Consider the following 15915-nt stretch of genomic DNA (forward strand, 5'->3'; position numbering starts at 1 on the left):
TATTTTAAAGATAAGATTGAACGTTTTGCCAAGGACCACCATTAATGACATCTACCCCATAATCCGCCAAAATATCTTTAGCCCTTTCGCTTCTTGCACCACTTCTACAACATGTAATAATGGGTTTTTGCAGTGCTTTTACACGCTCAATTTCGTCTTCTAAATCATCCAAAACAATATGCAAAGACTGCTTAACATGACCTTCATTATATTCTACTTCAGTTCTGACATCTAATATTACAGCACCTTTGTCTAAGTATTCTTGGATGTGTTTAAATTCTGGGTTACTACTCATAATTTGTATGTTTTATTTTAAAAAGCTAAAGCTTGATTTAAATCGTTAATAATATCTTCGGGATGCTCCAACCCTACTGAAATACGCACCAAACCACCAGTTATACCAGTTTGCAGTCTTTCCTCTTCTGTTAATTTTGCATGTGTGGTCGATGCTGGGTGTGTAACTATAGTTCTGGTATCACCTAAATTTGCTGACAATGACAATAGTTTTATACTGTTTAAAAACTGTCGTCCTGCATCAATACCGCCTTTAACTTCAAATGCAACAACACTTCCACCTGCTTTCATTTGCTTTTTAGCCAACTGATGCTGTGGGTGTGATTTTAAAAAGGGATATTTTACAAGATTTACTTTATTGTGACTTTCTAAAAACACGGCTACTTTTAAAGCATTATCACAATGTCTGTCCAATCTTACTGCTAACGTCTCTAAACTTTTAGATAACACCCAAGCATTAAATGGTGATAATGCTGGTCCTGTATTTCTTGAAAACAAATACACTTGCTTAATTAACTTAGCATTACCAACAGTTATACCGCCCAACACACGACCTTGACCATCTATTAATTTTGTAGCAGAGTGAATTACTAAATCTGCTCCAAATTGTATTGGTTGCTGTAAATAAGGTGTCGCAAAACAGTTATCAATAATTAAAATAAGGTTGTGCTTTTTGGCAATGCTTCCTAAAGCTTCTAAATCCAAAATATCTACCGCTGGATTTGTTGGACTTTCGGCATAAATAATTTTTGTGTTAGGCTGAATTAAACGTTCTATGCTTTCAATTTCATCTATTTTAAAATAACTTGTACTAATATTCCATTTAGGCAAAATATTTTTAAACATGGTTTGAGTAGAACCAAAAACACTTCTGCAAGACAGTATATGATCTCCTGCATTTAGTAACGCTGCCAAGGTAGAAAACACAGCAGACATACCTGAAGCAAATGCATAACCACTTTCCGCGCCTTCCATTTTACATATTTTATCTATAAATTCCGATGTATTTGGGTTAGAATAGCGACTGTAAATATTACGCACTTTCTGATCTGCAAAAGAAGCGCGCATATCCTCAGCATCTTCAAAAACATAACTAGACGTTAAATATAATGGCGTAGAATGCTCTAAATACTGACTGCGCTCCGTCTGTGTTCTAATAGCTTCGGTTTCAAAATGGTGTTTCATATTTATATTGCTTTTTTTAATACAGCATCGCTTGTGTTTTCAATTTTAAACACGGGTGTTAATAATTTTGATAATTGCTCAAATTCGATTAAAAAAGCATCGTGACCATGTATGGATTTTATTTCGCCAATAGTCACATTTTGTTTTACAGATTTTAGGTCAATAAACGTTTCCCAGTTTTCTTCAGCCTTAAAAAACAAATCACTATTAATAGTTATGATATGTACCGTCCCACTAATTCTAGAAGCAACCTCCTTAAAAGCTAGTCTGTTTCTGGTTATGTCTATAGTTTTTAAAACTTGATTCATTAATTTATAGGCAGATAAATTAAATCGCTTATTTAGGTTGTCTCCATGATAATTAAGCCAACTTTCCACCTTAAAAAGGGATTCTGAGTTTTGATTACGATCAAATTTTTTGGATAACGACTCTGGTGTACGATATAAAGTCATAGCATGCATCCTTGCATCCTCTAAAGGCTTGCTTGAATTATTTAAAATAGCATCTTGAATATGGCAATTAGCAATTAACCAATCTGTTACTTTCCAATCTGTAGCTATAGGAATAATATGCGTTGCTAAGTCTGGTTTTAACACAGCTAGCTCCCAAGCAATACCACCACCTACTGAACCTCCAATAATAGCAAACAACTTATTTATTAATAAATGCTGTAAGCCTAAGGCGAATAGCTGCGCTATATTACGTGCCGAAAAATCTTTGTAATTATGAATCAGATTTGCGGGATTAGCATCAAACCCATTACCTGGAATATTAAAAGCCAAAATGGTATAATGCAATGTATCTATACACTTATTATCTCCAATTAAATCAGACCACCAACCATCACTTCCAGTAACATTACTATTACCAGTTAACGCATGATTAACCAAAATAATTGGCGCCGTATGTAATGGCTTACCAAAAACTTGATATGACAAATTAATATTGGTTACTGTTCCGTTTTGAGTAACAAAATCAGGTATATCTATGTGTTTTAACTGACTCATGGTATTGTGTTAGAAATAGGTTTCACGCTTTAAAATGGCAACTAAAAAGCGTGAAACTATATTTCGGGTTAAACAACTAAAATTATTTTATGTTTATGCTAAAACTGTTTTTTTAACTACTGCAAACGCTTCTTTTAAATCGGCTTTTAAATCGTCAATATTCTCAATACCCACAGATAGTCTAATTAAATCTTTTGTAACACCTGTAGCATGTTGTGCCTCATCACTAAGTTGTTGATGCGTTGTACTTGCTGGATGAATAATTAATGATTTTGTATCTCCAATATTTGCTAATAATGAAAACAGTTTAGTAGTATCAGCTATTTTTTTAGCAGATTCAAAACCACCATCAACTCCAAAAGTTACAACACCACTTTGTCCTTTTGGCAAATACTTTTTAGCTAAAGCATTGTATTTACTAGTTTGTAATCCTGGATAGTTTACCCAAGTTACTTCTGGTTGTTCTTGTAACCATTTTGCCAATTCTAATGCATTTTGAGAATGCTTTAAAATCCTTAGTTCTAAAGTTTCTAATCCTTGAATAATCTGAAACGCATTAAAAGGGCTTAATGCACCACCATAATCACGTAAACCTTCAATTCTCACTTTTGCTATAAATGCTGCTGCACCAATAACATCACTATAAACCAAACCATGATAACCTGCAGAAGGTTCTGTAAATTCTGAAAATTTTCCATTAGTCCAATCAAATGTTCCTGCATCTACTATAATTCCTCCTAATGAAGTCCCGTTACCTGTAATATACTTTGTTAAGGAGTGAATGACGATGTTTGCGCCATACGCGATAGGATTTAACAAGTAAGGTGTCGCAACTGTATTATCTACAATTAAAGGTACTTTATGCGCTTTTGCTTGTTTTGATATAGCTTCTAAATCTAATACATCCAATTTTGGATTCCCTAAAGACTCTACAAATACAGCTCTTGTGTTTTCTTGTACTGCTTTACTAAAATTCTCTGGATCTGATGGATCTACAAAAGTGGTTGTAATACCGTGTCTTGGTAAGGTTACACTTAATAAGTTATAAGTCCCACCGTACAAACTACTAGAGGCTACAATATGATCTCCTGCTTTTAATAGCGTTAATAATGTTGTAGAAATTGCTGCTGTACCTGATGCTGTTGCGACTGCCGCAATACCACCTTCTAGCGCCGCAATACGTTGCTCTAAAACATCGTTTGTAGGATTGTTTAATCGTGTGTAAATAAACCCAGGGACGGATAAGTTAAAACGTCCTGCTGCATCATCAGAATCGTCAAAAACGTATGATGTTGTTTGATAAATTGGAACCGCTCTTGTCCCTCCTGTTTTTGTTGTGTCGTGACCTGCGTGTAATGCTTGTGTTGCAAATTTTTGTGTACTCATTTTTCTAAATTTTTCGAGTTAAATAAATTAAACCAAAAGTCAAATAAGTCTCTTTGTGAGACATACATAATAGAAAAATGTTAAAAAGAAAATACTAATTACAGATGGGTAATTAGATTTGAGTTATCTATCCAATGTTTCGATTAATGAATCGAAAATTAAGTAGAATTTAGCACCTTCTTAGTAAGTCTAAGGGTTGCTAAGGCTTCAGCGAGTCTATCTCTCCACCTTTCTTGATAACATTTCAGTAAGTTTTTGAACTTTGTGAATGCAAATATTGCAAAATATATTGTTTACAAACAAATAAAACAGAATATTTTTCCGAATAATTAACAAATAATTAATTAAACAGAAAATATTTCTTAACAACACGATTTAAACAGAATAAAAAACTAATAAAAACAAGTATGGCAAGTTTGAAAAAAGATCAAACCTGCCATACACCCTTAGTAAAAAAAATAATTTTTTAAGAAATTTAAGCCGAATTACGACTCGCGTTTATATTTCCAAACAACGATCGTGTTACTAGTTTTTCATAAACTGCAATAAGTGCTGTGTCTTTTACTTCTGCTTTTTCTAATTCTTGAATTTGTTTTAAAGCAAATTGCTGAATAGTTAGAAGTGGCAATACAATAGATTCTCTGACCTTAATAGACGCTTTCCCTGATGGTTCTTCCTCCATTAACTCCGTGTAACCCGTAAGCTTTAAAATTAAGCGTTTTGTAGTAACGTATTCCGTATGGATAACATTCCAAAAAGCACCATATTCTGGATCATCACTCATGTATTTAGTCAAATCAAAAAACGACTTTGATAAAGACATCATACTATTTTCTATTAGTGTTTTAAAGAAACTAGACGTTTTAAATAAGTTTTGCGCTTTTTCAAATTCGCCTGCATCTTCATAATGCTTTAAAGCAGTACCAACACCAAAAAATCCTGGTACATTCTGTTTTAATTGACTCCAAGATCCTACAAATGGTATGGCTCTTAAATCTTCAAACACCAAACCTTCTGCTTTACCACGTTTGGATGGTCTACTTCCAATATTAGTTTTAGCATAGTATTTTAAAGTACTCATATGTTCTAAATATGATATAAACTTGGGATGGTTTTTAAAATCCACATAAGCTTGGTAACTCAGTTTTGCTAAATTATCCATCACCACTCTATTTTCTGGTAACATACGCAAATCCGTATCGCTTAAACTATTGTAAATACCAGAACTGATTAATTGCTCTAAATTATATTGTGACGAATCTAACGTTCCAAAATTAGAACTAATAGTCTGTCCTTGAATAGTTAATTGCACTTCTTTATCCTCAATAGTTGGTCCTAAAGATGCATAAAAATTATGCGTTTTACCTCCACCTCTTGCTGGCGGTCCACCACGACCATCAAAAAATATTACTGTAATATCATATTTTCTAGAAATAGCAGTCAAGCGTTCTTTTGCTTTATAAATAGCCCAGTTAGCCATTAAATACCCACCATCTTTAGTCCCATCACTAAACCCTAACATAATGGTTTGTTTATTTCCTCTAGCTTTTAAATGTTTGGCATAAGCAGGATTAGTATACAACTCTTCCATAACTAGATGTGCATTTTCTAAATCTGTAATAGTTTCAAAAAGCGGACCGACATCTACGGTTAAATCATCTTGAAAAGCAACCAATTTTAGCATAGCAAATAACTGCATAACATGCAACGTTGTTTGATTATTACTTATAATATATCGGTTTGCTGCCAACTCTCCATTAGTCTCTTGGATGGACTTTAAAGCCTTTATGGTATAAAGAGCTTTAAGCGTTTCTTCGTCTTTAATTAAAGACAAGTCTACTGTACCTTTTACCTCAGATAATAGTTTTACTTGCTCCTTCTCTGATAAATCATGATAATTTGCAGGTATATCTTTACTTCCATTTTCTATCATACTATTTACCATAGACGTAAATATGGTGTGATGCACTCTACTATCTTGACGTATATCTAAACTTGAGAAATGAAATCCAAACAGATGTAATTTGTTTAACAAACTAGTAATCTCAGTAACATATAGCGACTGATGCTTGTCAATAATGACTTGCTTGATTTCTTTTAATTCTGAAACAAAACCGTCTAAAGTTAAAGTCGATTTTTCGTTAAGAATCTTTTTATATAACTCAGTTTCGATTTTAGAAATACGCTCCTCAACACCTTGAAAAGTTAGTTTACGCTTTAACTTTCTAACATCTTTATGATAATTTTTAATAATCGTTTCGTGTAACCTTGTTGCCACTTTTACTGTTATTTCCGGCGTTACAAATGGGTTACCATCTCTATCTCCTCCTGGCCAAAACCCAATATTAATAATCTCGTTATCTATATGCTGACCATCAAAAATATTTTGCTGGATGTAGTCGTAAATTGTTCCGAAGGATTCATAAAAAACATTTTCTAAATACCATATCAAGCTAACCGCTTCATCATAAGGCGTTGGCTTTTCATGTTTAAAAAATGGTGTTTTTCCTAACTGTGCCAATAAATCATTGATTCTTAATAAATCATTTTGCTTTATGGCTTCTGTAAGATCCGTAATAATACCTAAAACTGCTCCAGGATAAAACTGTGTTGGATGTGCTGTAAGTACAATGCGTACTTTAAACTCTTCTAAATACTGACGTAATTTATCTAGCTTCCCTTCCGCAGCAGCGCTCTCTTTTAAACTACGAAGCGTACCTATCCCTTCCATATTATTAACAATAGGAAATGCAGCATCTTCAATAGCATCAAATAACACGACTTGACGTTCTATATATTGAATAAACCTAAATAATAAATCTATTTTGGATGAATCCGAACGTCTAGCTTGATATTTTTTAAAAAAAGTATCGACAATCACGGTAGGGTTATCTCCACTATCAAATCCTTTTTTACAAGTCTCATGAAACAAAGGAAGTAAGACTCCTGTTTTTGTAATTGTATCAAAAGGAAGCGTCATAAAAATACCATTGTATATTTGATATTTTGACAATACATTTTGATTAAAACGTGTTAATTTAGGTTGTAAAGACATAACGCTATTTAAGTTTATTTAATTTATAAAGTTAAGCAACAATCGTTTACTATATAATTTTAGCCAAAGATTTTGCGAATTATAATACTATATCGTTTACTTAATACGAAATGTATAATTTAACCTCTGTTTTTTGATTTTTACTAAATCTGAAATAATAATTTGAATTGATCAATTAACTATTTTTAACTTTAGTAACCTTTATAACTTACTTTATTTTGCTACTTTTGCACCTCAATAAATTTAGAGGACGGATTTGACTGATTGCAACCTCATTAAAAAATGCTAAAGGCAGTGTAAACTTCCTTAGACGCTTTCGTCAAATCTATTATATACATTTTAAAAAACAAATATGGCGTATTTATTTACATCAGAGAGTGTGTCTGAAGGACACCCAGACAAAGTAGCAGATCAAATTAGTGATGCTTTAATAGATAATTTTTTAGCATTTGACCAAGACAGTAAGGTTGCTTGCGAAACTTTAGTAACTACAGGTCAAGTTGTATTAGCTGGAGAGGTTAAATCAAACACGTATTTAGACGTACAAAAAATAGCAAGAGATACCATTAATAAGATTGGATATACTAAAAGTGAGTATATGTTTGACGGTAATTCTTGTGGTGTGTTTAGTGCAATACATGAACAGTCAGATGACATTAATCGTGGTGTTGACAGAGCTAGTAAAGAAGAGCAAGGTGCAGGTGACCAAGGAATGATGTTTGGTTATGCTACTCGCGAAACTGAAAACTTTATGCCTTTAGCATTAGACTTATCTCATAAAATTTTAATTGAATTAGCGGAGTTACGTCGTGAAAACAAAGACATCACTTACTTAAGACCTGACTCTAAAAGTCAAGTAACTATTGAGTATAGTGATGATAATACACCACAACGTATTGAAGCTATTGTAGTGTCTACACAACATGACGATTTTGATGCTGTAGATGACGTGATGTTATCTAAAATTAGAAAAGACATTGTTGAGATATTAATACCAAGAGTAGTTGCTAAATTACCAGAAACTATCCAAGCGTTATTTAATGACGACATCAAATACCATATTAACCCAACAGGAAAGTTTGTTATTGGTGGACCTCATGGAGATACAGGATTAACAGGTCGTAAGATTATTGTTGATACTTACGGAGGAAAAGGAGCCCATGGTGGTGGTGCCTTTTCAGGAAAAGATCCAAGTAAGGTAGATAGAAGTGCTGCTTATGCGACAAGACATATTGCTAAAAACTTAGTTGCGGCAGGTGTTGCTGACGAAGTTTTAGTACAAGTATCTTATGCTATTGGTGTAGTAGAACCAATGGGTATTTTTGTTGATACTTATGGTACATGTCCTTTTAATATGACAGATGGCGAAATTGCTCAAAAAATATCTAAGATATTTGACATGCGTCCATCAGCTATTGAAGACCGTTTAAAATTACGTAATCCAATGTACAGCGAAACTGCTGCATACGGACATATGGGTAGAAAAAACGAAACAGTATCTAAAACATTTTCAAGACCAAACGGAGGAGACATCACTTTAGATGTTGAATTATTTACTTGGGAGAAATTAGACTACGTAGATAAAGTAAAAGCTGAGTTTGGATTATAATAACCAACTTACTGATATAAAAAAAGCCTCTCAAAATATTTGAGAGGCTTTTTTTATGTATTAGTTTGCTTTCCACTTTATAGGTAAATGCACCACTTTTTTAGTTTCAAAAAATTCTTCTTCATAAAAATCTGAAATATCAAAAATCTTAGCGGTTTGATAATTTTGTAACTCTTCCGTTAAATCACCACCTTTTAAATATAGGATTCCATTTTTCAAATCGTTTTGTTGTGCCTTAGCTACTTTACCTTTTATCCAATGTACAAAGGTTGGCATTGCAGCAACCGCACGACTAATAATAAAGTCGTAAGTTTCTTTAATATCCTCAACTCTAGAGTGTGTTACTTTTACATTTTGAAGCTCAAGACCTGCCATAACTTCACGTACCACATTTAGTTTTTTGTTAATACTGTCTACTAAATGAAACTCGCATTCTGGATACAATATAGCCAATGGTATTCCAGGAAAACCACCACCAGTACCAACGTCCATAAGAGAACTTCCTGCTTTAAAATCAACAATTTTAGCAATCGCTAAACTGTGTAATACGTGACGTAAATACAGCTCGTCAATATCCTTTCTAGAAACCACATTTATTTTAAGGTTCCAATCTTGATACAAAGCTTCAAGCTTAGTAAATTGTTCTATTTGTAAAGGTGTTAAATCAGGAAAATACTTTAAAATCAGCTCCATAGTCGTTTATAATTTTTGGCAAAAATATGCATTTTAACACTAAAAAGGGAGGTTCTGTTTTGCTTAATTAATTATCTTTGTAATAAATATTATTTAGCGATTTTTTTCGTTAAGATAAAAAAGAATACTATTACGATGACAAAACAAACAGTAACGTTCTCTCGAACAGACTCTGCAAAATTTTTTAAAACACTTAACAAACGTGTTAATAATTATTTTAAAGAAAACAAGATTAAAAAAACAGGTAACTGGAAATTATATATTAAAACAGTAGTAATGTTTACATTATTACTAGGTCCCTTAGTATTGTTATTAACGGTTGACTTACCAACTTGGCTACAAATTATATCTGTTATGGTTATAGGTATTGGTATGGCTGGTGTAGGTATGAATGTTATGCATGATGCCAATCACGGATCCTTTTCTAGTAAAAAATGGGTAAACCGCTTAATGGGAAGTAGCATACACATTTTAGCTGGTAATGATTATAACTGGAAAGTGCAACACAATGTGTTACACCACACTTACACTAACATTGAAGGGCACGATGAAGATATTGACGCTGGAAGAATCATACGTTTCTCTAAGCATTCTAAATGGTTAAAAATTCACCAATACCAAAAATATTATGCCTTTTTACTTTACGGTTTATTAACTGTAAATTGGGCTATCACTACAGATTTTAAGCAAACTTACATTTACTTAAAAAGAAAATTATCTTATGGAGATTTCCCTAAGCCTGCAACCCAATGGACTAAATTAATTATTGGTAAAATCTTATACTACACTATTTGGGTAGTCCTACCTTTATCATTAGGCTATGCTTGGTGGCAAGTATTAATTGGCTTTTTGATCATGCATTATACTGCAGGAATCATTTTAAGCGTTGTGTTTCAATTAGCACACGTTATGCCTAACACAGACATGCCTTTACCTGACGAAAACGGTAACATGAAAAACACGTGGGCCATTCACCAGTTATTTACAACGTCTAACTTTTCGCCTAAAAATTGGTTAGTAGAATTTTACACGGGTGGATTAAACAGACAGGTAGAACACCATTTATTTGCACATATTAGTCATGTACATTACAAAAACATTGCTAAAATAGTAAAAGATACAGCGCATGAATTTAGCTTACCATACAACGAGTATAACACGATGTGGAAAGCTATTGGAGAGCATTACCAACAACTAAAAATGTTAGGACAAAACCCTAACATAGCGTAATTAATTTTTGCACAACATAACAACACACAAATGAACCAACCACTTTCTGACCGTATTTTAAACATGTCTACCTCTGCCACTTTAGCTATGGCAGCAAAAGCAAGAGAACTTAGAGGTGAAGGCAAAGACATTATTGGATTAAGTTTAGGAGAACCAGACTTTAATACACCGGACTTTATTAAAGATGCTGCTATCCAAGCTATAAACGACAATTATAATTCATACTCTCCAGTAGATGGTTATGTAGAATTAAAAGAAGCGGTTATTACAAAGTTTAAACGTGATAATAACTTAACCTATACGTTACCACAAGTAGTTGTGTCTACAGGAGCTAAACAAAGTTTAGCAAATATAGCTGCTGTTATGTTAAACAAAGGAGACGAGGTTATTTTACCATGCCCTTACTGGGTTAGTTACTCTGATATTGTTAAACTTAGTGAAGGTGTCCCTGTTGAAGTTAAAACAAGTATTGATACAGACTTTAAAATGACGCCTGCACAGTTAGAAGCAGCTATTACACCAAAAACAAAAATGGTTTGGTTTAGTAGTCCTTGTAACCCAAGTGGATCATTATATAGCAAAGCAGAATTAGAAGCTTTGGCGGTTGTTTTAAGACAACATCCAAATATTTATGTAGTCTCTGACGAGATTTACGAGCACATCAATTATACAGGTAAAGCACACGCAAGTATGGCTGGTATTGATGGTATGTTTAACAACACTATTACAGTAAACGGAGTCTCAAAAGCATTTGCTATGACTGGATGGCGTATTGGTTACATAGGTGCCCCAGATTGGATTGCACGTGCATGTAACAAAATGCAAGGTCAAATTACTAGTGGTGCAAACTGTATTGCACAACGTGCAGTAATTACAGCTTTAAATGCAGATCCTAGTGTTGTAAAGTTTATGATTGACGAGTTTAAAGTACGTCGTGATTTAGTTCTTGATTTACTTAGTAACATTGAAGGTTTTCAAACTAACACACCAGAAGGTGCTTTTTACGTATTTCCAGATGTGTCTTACTTTTTTGGAAAGACATTAAGAGGAAAAACAATTAATAACGCAACAGACTTTTCTTTATATTTACTAGAAGAAGCTTTAGTAGCAACCGTAACTGGTGATGCTTTCGGAAATTCTAATTGTATCAGAATAAGTTATGCGGCTTCACAAAAAGAAATTATTGAAGCTATTAAGCGTATCAAAGAAGTGGTAAGCTAACTAGCAACCCTATAAATTATTAAAAGCTTCACTTAGGTGAAGCTTTTTTTTTACATATAATATATTAGCGTTCCAATTAAAATCAGCATCACAACTGACAAAACTACGACTTGTTTAGTACGCCTTAATTTTTGCTCTTGCTGCAGTTTCTTGCGTAACATTAGAATCTTTTGCTCTGTGATATTCGGTAAATTATATTCTGTTATTTTAGAATCATCACCCGCTAAGCCTACACATTTTTTTCGGTGCTTTTTAATCAAATTTCTATTTTGCTTAATTACTGAAATAGCATGTTGTACACCTCCAAAACTCATATTAATTCATTTTAATTAGAATAAAAACAACAAGGACAATCATAATACAAATGCACACCACAAATTTCAAACGTGTTTTCTTAAAAGATTCTTTTATAATATTCTTTTTAATATTACCTAACGCATCAGCATTGCTTTTTGGCAAATGACTAAAATCTAAAGTTCCTTTACTAACAAAAGTCTGGTTGTCAAATTTCTTTTTCTTACGTCTCAAAATACTTTTATTCGACTTTAAAACCGACTGCATGTATTCTCCTAATGGCATAGTTTTATGATATTGAAATAAAAAAAAAGAGAAGTAACAAGAAAGTTACAATGAGAATTACTATCGATTTAAAAGTATTATATCTATTATATTTCTTTAGTTTATTACGCAGTTTAACTAAGTCTTCCTCTGTCGCTTCTGGTAAATTATATTCTGTCTTCTCTGTAGAATTAGTAACAAAACTAAAAGACTTCTCTTTACGTTTTGCCATCATACTTCTATTACTTTTTAACGACTGGTTTGCAGCCATCATTGCGCCTTCTCCTCCCATGATTTCTAAATTTTAGTCTGAATGACTTCAGAAATTAAACATTAATAATCCGTGGACAGTTGAAGTTAATTCAACTACCTTAAAATTATTCCATAAAAAAAAGCTGCTTTACATATAAGTAGCAGCTTTTTGATAAATGTTACATTTCTTTATAAAGAAAATAACAAAAGACTAATAAAATTAAGTAGCAATTAATACTAACATAGCCGCAAACAATACTACTTTAATAAGTGTCGCAGTGGCACAACAAGTTCTATTATAAGACCAACTTTTTAATTGTTGCCTTCTGTTAAACAGAGATTTTGATTTGAAATTTCTATAATTTGAAATAACAATAGACTTGTAATTTGTATTTAAGATACCTGAATAATTATTAAAAGAAATAACTGAGTCTGGTTCTAATGATTGTGTGTTGATTGATAATTCCATGATTGATTGATGTATTGGTTATATAATAAAGACGAGGTAGTCTTTAAAATGTTACAGTACAACATTAAAATACATGGAAGTAATTAATTTGTATTATCTGTTTCGCCAGAAGAAAGGCGTCAATAAAATAAGCACCGTAAACAACTCTAATCTACCAATTAGCATTAAAAACGCAGACCACCACTTACCTATTGCAGGTAATGATGCGTAGTTATTTACTGGACCAAATTGCCCTAAAGCAGGTCCAACGTTACCTAAGCTAGAAGCTGCAATACCAATAGAGGATTCAAAATTAATACCCATCATAGAAAAACCAAGAGCACCGATAATAAAAGAGATCATATATAAAATAAAGAATCCTAATATATTAAATACAATTTCTTTCGAAATTGCCCTTTTGTTATATCTAACAGGTACTATAGCATTAGGGTGTAACGTTCTTTTAAATTCTAAAAACCCATTTTTAATTAAGACCATGTGGCGCACTACTTTTACACCTCCAGCGGTACTTCCTGCAGACCCGCCTAAAAACATCAACCCAAAGAAAAGCACAACTAAAAATGGTGTCCACAGTGTATAATCTGCGGTAACAAATCCAGTGGTTGTTATTACTGATATTACTTGAAATAAAGCATGTCTAAAAGCACTCTCTCCACGTCCCCATACCATTGGATGGTCTATAGACGATAATGATAAATCTGCTCTAAAATAAATAATTAAAGCTGATACAATAGTAAAAATAGCCACAAACATGAAGTACAATTTAAACTCCTCGTCCTGGATTACCTTTTGCACTTTTCCTTTAAAAGCAAAATAACTTAAGACAAAATTTGACCCTGCCAAAAACATAAAAAAGATAATAATATACTGTATAATAGGCTTATTATTCCAATAGGCAACACTGGCATTTTTTGTAGAAAACCCACCAGTAGACAAAGTACACATCGAGTGATTTATAGCATCAAAAAAGCTCATTCCTGCTACCTTAAGTAATATAGTTTCGGCAGCTGTATATCCAAAATAGATTAACCACAGACGCTTAGCTGTATCTGTAATTCGTGGATGTAATTTATCTGCACTCGGCCCAGGTGCTTCTGCAGCAAATAACTGCATCCCTCCAATACCTAATAATGGAAGTATGGCTACTGCCAACACAATAATACCCATACCACCAATCCAGTGCGTTAAACTCCTCCAAAACAATACCCCTTTTGGAACAATCTCAATGTCATTTAAAATGGAAGCACCCGTAGTTGTAAAACCGGACATGGTTTCAAAAAAAGCATTTGTAAAACTTGGAATAGCTCCTGTAGTTAAATATGGAATAGCACCTGATAGTGACATTACAATCCACCCAAAGGACACTACAATATAACCCTCACGTTTGTTTAACTCTTTGTTATGGTCCCGATGATTAAACATCCCTAAAAGACCAAAAAGTAACACTCCAAAACCGGATAAAAACAGATTTAATGTTACCCCATCTTCATAGATAAGACTGACTAATGCTGACAACAAAATAAAGCCACCATTAAACACCAATAACAATCCGAAAAAATAAAATATTATTTTGTAGTTAAGACGTAAACGTTTTCTCATTATAAAAATAATTTTTCAACCTCTTTTATAGATCTTGGTAAACAACATACCACGATATAATCGCCTTCTTCGATCCTAAAACCTCCCAAAGCTATTAAACCTTCACCGTGTCTAATTACACCGCCTACAATAGCTGATCTAGGAAACTTAACGTCTTTTATTAATTTATTACAAATCTTAGAACTAGACTTGACCTTAAACTCTAACAACTCTGCATTCATGTTGTTAAGTTTAGTCATTGCAACAACATCACCTTTACGGATATATCTAAAAATGTTATTTGCTGCAAGTAGTTTTTTATTTATAAGTGTATCAATACCTATAGATTGAGACAATTCAAAATAGTCCATATTCTCAACCAAAGCAATAGTTTTCTTTACACCTTTAGACTTAGCCATCAAACAAGACATGATGTTAGTCTCTGAATTACCAGTTACAGAAATAAAAGCATCCATATCGCTAATATTTTCTTCTTCTAATAATTCTACATTTCTACCATCACCATTTATCACCAGTACTTTTGGCAAATCATCTGCTACATCAAAAGCAACATCTTTATTATTTTCTATTAATTTAACATTAAAACCATTAGCAGATAAGTCTCTTGCTGTTTTAAAACCAATTTTACTTCCTCCTAAAATCATAACATCCTTTACAGGAGTATTGGCTTTACCGGTCATTCTGCATAACTCTTCTCCTCCACCTGCACACGTAATAAATACGGCATTATCACCTTCTCTAAACTCAGTATCTCCTCTAGGAATAATTGTATACTGTGTTCCAAAACGTTGAATTGCAATGGGCACAAAATGTATTTCAGAAAATAACTCGGCTGCTTCTTTCACTGTTTTTCCAACAAAACCTGCGGTTCTTGAAAGCTTTAAGCTTACCATGGTTAATGCACCATCTTCAAACTCATAACTATCTTTAAAAGCCGATTGATTTAAAAGTAACTCAATCTCTGATGCTGCTAAACTTTCTGGAGAAATCAATTCATCAATACCAAATCTAGTAAACCCTACCTCATCTTTATGTTTAATAAACTCGGTATTAGAGATTCTTGCAATGGTACGTTTTGCTCCTAGTTGTTTGGCCAAAACACAAACTGTAATATTTGTTGTTTCGGATGCTGTAACACCAATTAAAAGATCTGCGCGGTCAATTTTTGCTTCTTTTAAAATAGCAATTGACGTCGCATCACCTTTTATGACTTTGATATCTAAATGGTTATCCGCGTAAGACAAACTGTCTCTATCCGTATCAATAAGTGTAATTTCTTGAGACTCGTAAGACAATAATTTTGCTAAATGAAATCCAACTTCACCAGCTCCAGCAATAATTATTTTCATATTTATTT

General features: G+C 33.0%; 14 protein-coding genes and 1 riboswitch. Of the genes, 4 read left to right on the forward strand and 10 right to left on the reverse strand.

The window, feature by feature from the left end:
- Window positions 1-4: 4 nt before the first annotated feature.
- The 5 genes from CXF54_RS14355 to CXF54_RS14375 all read right to left on the reverse strand — a co-directional run bounded on the left by CXF54_RS14355 (window position 5) and on the right by CXF54_RS14375 (window position 6927).
- Entirely contained in the window at window positions 5-295 is a 291-nt protein-coding gene (locus tag CXF54_RS14355) for a rhodanese-like domain-containing protein (protein ID WP_101204036.1), read from the reverse strand.
- A 17-nt stretch (window positions 296-312) separates the two neighbouring features.
- On the reverse strand, window positions 313-1479 hold the full coding sequence (locus CXF54_RS14360; RefSeq protein ID WP_101204037.1) for a trans-sulfuration enzyme family protein: 1167 nt from the start codon (window positions 1477-1479) through the stop codon (window positions 313-315).
- 2 nt (window positions 1480-1481) lie between these two features.
- Window positions 1482-2486, reverse strand: a complete 1005-nt coding sequence (locus CXF54_RS14365) for an alpha/beta fold hydrolase (RefSeq protein ID WP_090837842.1) — start codon at window positions 2484-2486, stop codon at window positions 1482-1484.
- Window positions 2487-2579: 93 nt separating this feature from the next.
- Window positions 2580-3872 carry an O-acetylhomoserine aminocarboxypropyltransferase/cysteine synthase family protein gene (locus CXF54_RS14370; RefSeq protein WP_101204038.1) on the reverse strand — a complete coding sequence of 431 codons (1293 nt, stop codon included), beginning with the start codon at window positions 3870-3872 and terminating at the stop codon, window positions 2580-2582.
- A gap of 120 nt (window positions 3873-3992) precedes the next feature.
- Window positions 3993-4115: riboswitch (SAM riboswitch) on the reverse strand.
- A gap of 232 nt (window positions 4116-4347) precedes the next feature.
- Entirely contained in the window at window positions 4348-6927 is a 2580-nt protein-coding gene (locus CXF54_RS14375) for a phosphoenolpyruvate carboxylase (RefSeq protein WP_101204039.1), read from the reverse strand.
- Between the two features lie 352 nt (window positions 6928-7279).
- On the opposite strand from CXF54_RS14375, the gene metK reads away from it, so the two are divergent.
- The gene (metK, locus tag CXF54_RS14380; protein ID WP_101204040.1) at window positions 7280-8536 is read left to right on the forward strand and encodes a methionine adenosyltransferase; all 1257 of its coding nucleotides are present in this window, start codon (window positions 7280-7282) and stop codon (window positions 8534-8536) included.
- A 60-nt stretch (window positions 8537-8596) separates the two neighbouring features.
- Here metK and rsmG read toward each other — a convergent pair whose 3' ends face one another.
- Entirely contained in the window at window positions 8597-9229 is a 633-nt protein-coding gene (gene rsmG / locus CXF54_RS14385) for a 16S rRNA (guanine(527)-N(7))-methyltransferase RsmG (RefSeq protein ID WP_090837849.1), read from the reverse strand.
- Window positions 9230-9364: 135 nt separating this feature from the next.
- On the opposite strand from rsmG, the gene CXF54_RS14390 reads away from it, so the two are divergent.
- Complete coding sequence (locus tag CXF54_RS14390) at window positions 9365-10459, forward strand: fatty acid desaturase family protein (protein WP_090837850.1); 1095 nt, start codon at window positions 9365-9367, stop codon at window positions 10457-10459.
- A gap of 30 nt (window positions 10460-10489) precedes the next feature.
- A complete protein-coding gene (locus tag CXF54_RS14395) occupies window positions 10490-11680 on the forward strand; it encodes a pyridoxal phosphate-dependent aminotransferase (RefSeq protein WP_101204041.1) in 1191 nt (396 codons plus the stop codon).
- Window positions 11681-11730: 50 nt separating this feature from the next.
- On the opposite strand, the gene CXF54_RS14400 is transcribed toward CXF54_RS14395, so the two are convergent.
- Window positions 11731-11994: a hypothetical protein gene (locus CXF54_RS14400; RefSeq protein ID WP_101204042.1), complete on the reverse strand. Its 264-nt coding sequence runs from the start codon at window positions 11992-11994 to the stop codon at window positions 11731-11733.
- Window position 11995: 1 nt separating this feature from the next.
- Window positions 11996-12259 carry a hypothetical protein gene (locus tag CXF54_RS14405; protein WP_101204043.1) on the reverse strand — a complete coding sequence of 88 codons (264 nt, stop codon included), beginning with the start codon at window positions 12257-12259 and terminating at the stop codon, window positions 11996-11998.
- 50 nt (window positions 12260-12309) lie between these two features.
- Here CXF54_RS14405 and CXF54_RS15740 point away from each other — a divergent pair, with 50 nt between their 5' ends.
- Entirely contained in the window at window positions 12310-12546 is a 237-nt protein-coding gene (locus CXF54_RS15740) for a hypothetical protein (protein ID WP_157823474.1), read from the forward strand.
- Window positions 12547-13052: 506 nt separating this feature from the next.
- Here the strand turns inward: CXF54_RS15740 and CXF54_RS14420 are convergent.
- Both CXF54_RS14420 and trkA read right to left on the reverse strand, forming a co-directional pair.
- Window positions 13053-14558 (reverse strand): TrkH family potassium uptake protein, encoded by a 1506-nt coding sequence (locus CXF54_RS14420; RefSeq protein WP_101204046.1) that lies wholly within the window; start codon window positions 14556-14558, stop codon window positions 13053-13055.
- The gene (trkA, locus tag CXF54_RS14425) at window positions 14558-15907 is read right to left on the reverse strand and encodes a Trk system potassium transporter TrkA (protein ID WP_090837857.1); all 1350 of its coding nucleotides are present in this window, start codon (window positions 15905-15907) and stop codon (window positions 14558-14560) included. The genes CXF54_RS14420 and trkA overlap by 1 nt, the downstream gene beginning before the upstream one ends.
- Between the last annotated feature and the right edge of the window lie 8 nt (window positions 15908-15915).

It is taken from the genome of Olleya sp. 1-3 (genome assembly GCF_002836085.1).
Taxonomy (GTDB): Bacteria; Bacteroidota; Bacteroidia; order Flavobacteriales; family Flavobacteriaceae; genus Olleya; species Olleya namhaensis.

Coding starts and splice junctions, on each gene's coding strand:
- CXF54_RS14375 (WP_101204039.1), bottom strand. CDS start 6,927: ATGTCTTTACAACCTAAATTAACACGTTTTAATCAAAATGTATTGTCA.
- CXF54_RS15740 (WP_157823474.1), top strand. CDS start 12,310: ATGAGAATTACTATCGATTTAAAAGTATTATATCTATTATATTTCTTT.
- CXF54_RS14390 (WP_090837850.1), top strand. CDS start 9,365: ATGACAAAACAAACAGTAACGTTCTCTCGAACAGACTCTGCAAAATTT.
- CXF54_RS14405 (WP_101204043.1), bottom strand. CDS start 12,259: ATGCCATTAGGAGAATACATGCAGTCGGTTTTAAAGTCGAATAAAAGT.
- rsmG (WP_090837849.1), bottom strand. CDS start 9,229: ATGGAGCTGATTTTAAAGTATTTTCCTGATTTAACACCTTTACAAATA.
- CXF54_RS14395 (WP_101204041.1), top strand. CDS start 10,490: ATGAACCAACCACTTTCTGACCGTATTTTAAACATGTCTACCTCTGCC.
- CXF54_RS14400 (WP_101204042.1), bottom strand. CDS start 11,994: ATGAGTTTTGGAGGTGTACAACATGCTATTTCAGTAATTAAGCAAAAT.
- CXF54_RS14355 (WP_101204036.1), bottom strand. CDS start 295: ATGAGTAGTAACCCAGAATTTAAACACATCCAAGAATACTTAGACAAA.
- CXF54_RS14360 (WP_101204037.1), bottom strand. CDS start 1,479: ATGAAACACCATTTTGAAACCGAAGCTATTAGAACACAGACGGAGCGC.
- CXF54_RS14420 (WP_101204046.1), bottom strand. CDS start 14,558: ATGAGAAAACGTTTACGTCTTAACTACAAAATAATATTTTATTTTTTC.
- CXF54_RS14365 (WP_090837842.1), bottom strand. CDS start 2,486: ATGAGTCAGTTAAAACACATAGATATACCTGATTTTGTTACTCAAAAC.
- CXF54_RS14370 (WP_101204038.1), bottom strand. CDS start 3,872: ATGAGTACACAAAAATTTGCAACACAAGCATTACACGCAGGTCACGAC.
- metK (WP_101204040.1), top strand. CDS start 7,280: ATGGCGTATTTATTTACATCAGAGAGTGTGTCTGAAGGACACCCAGAC.
- trkA (WP_090837857.1), bottom strand. CDS start 15,907: ATGAAAATAATTATTGCTGGAGCTGGTGAAGTTGGATTTCATTTAGCA.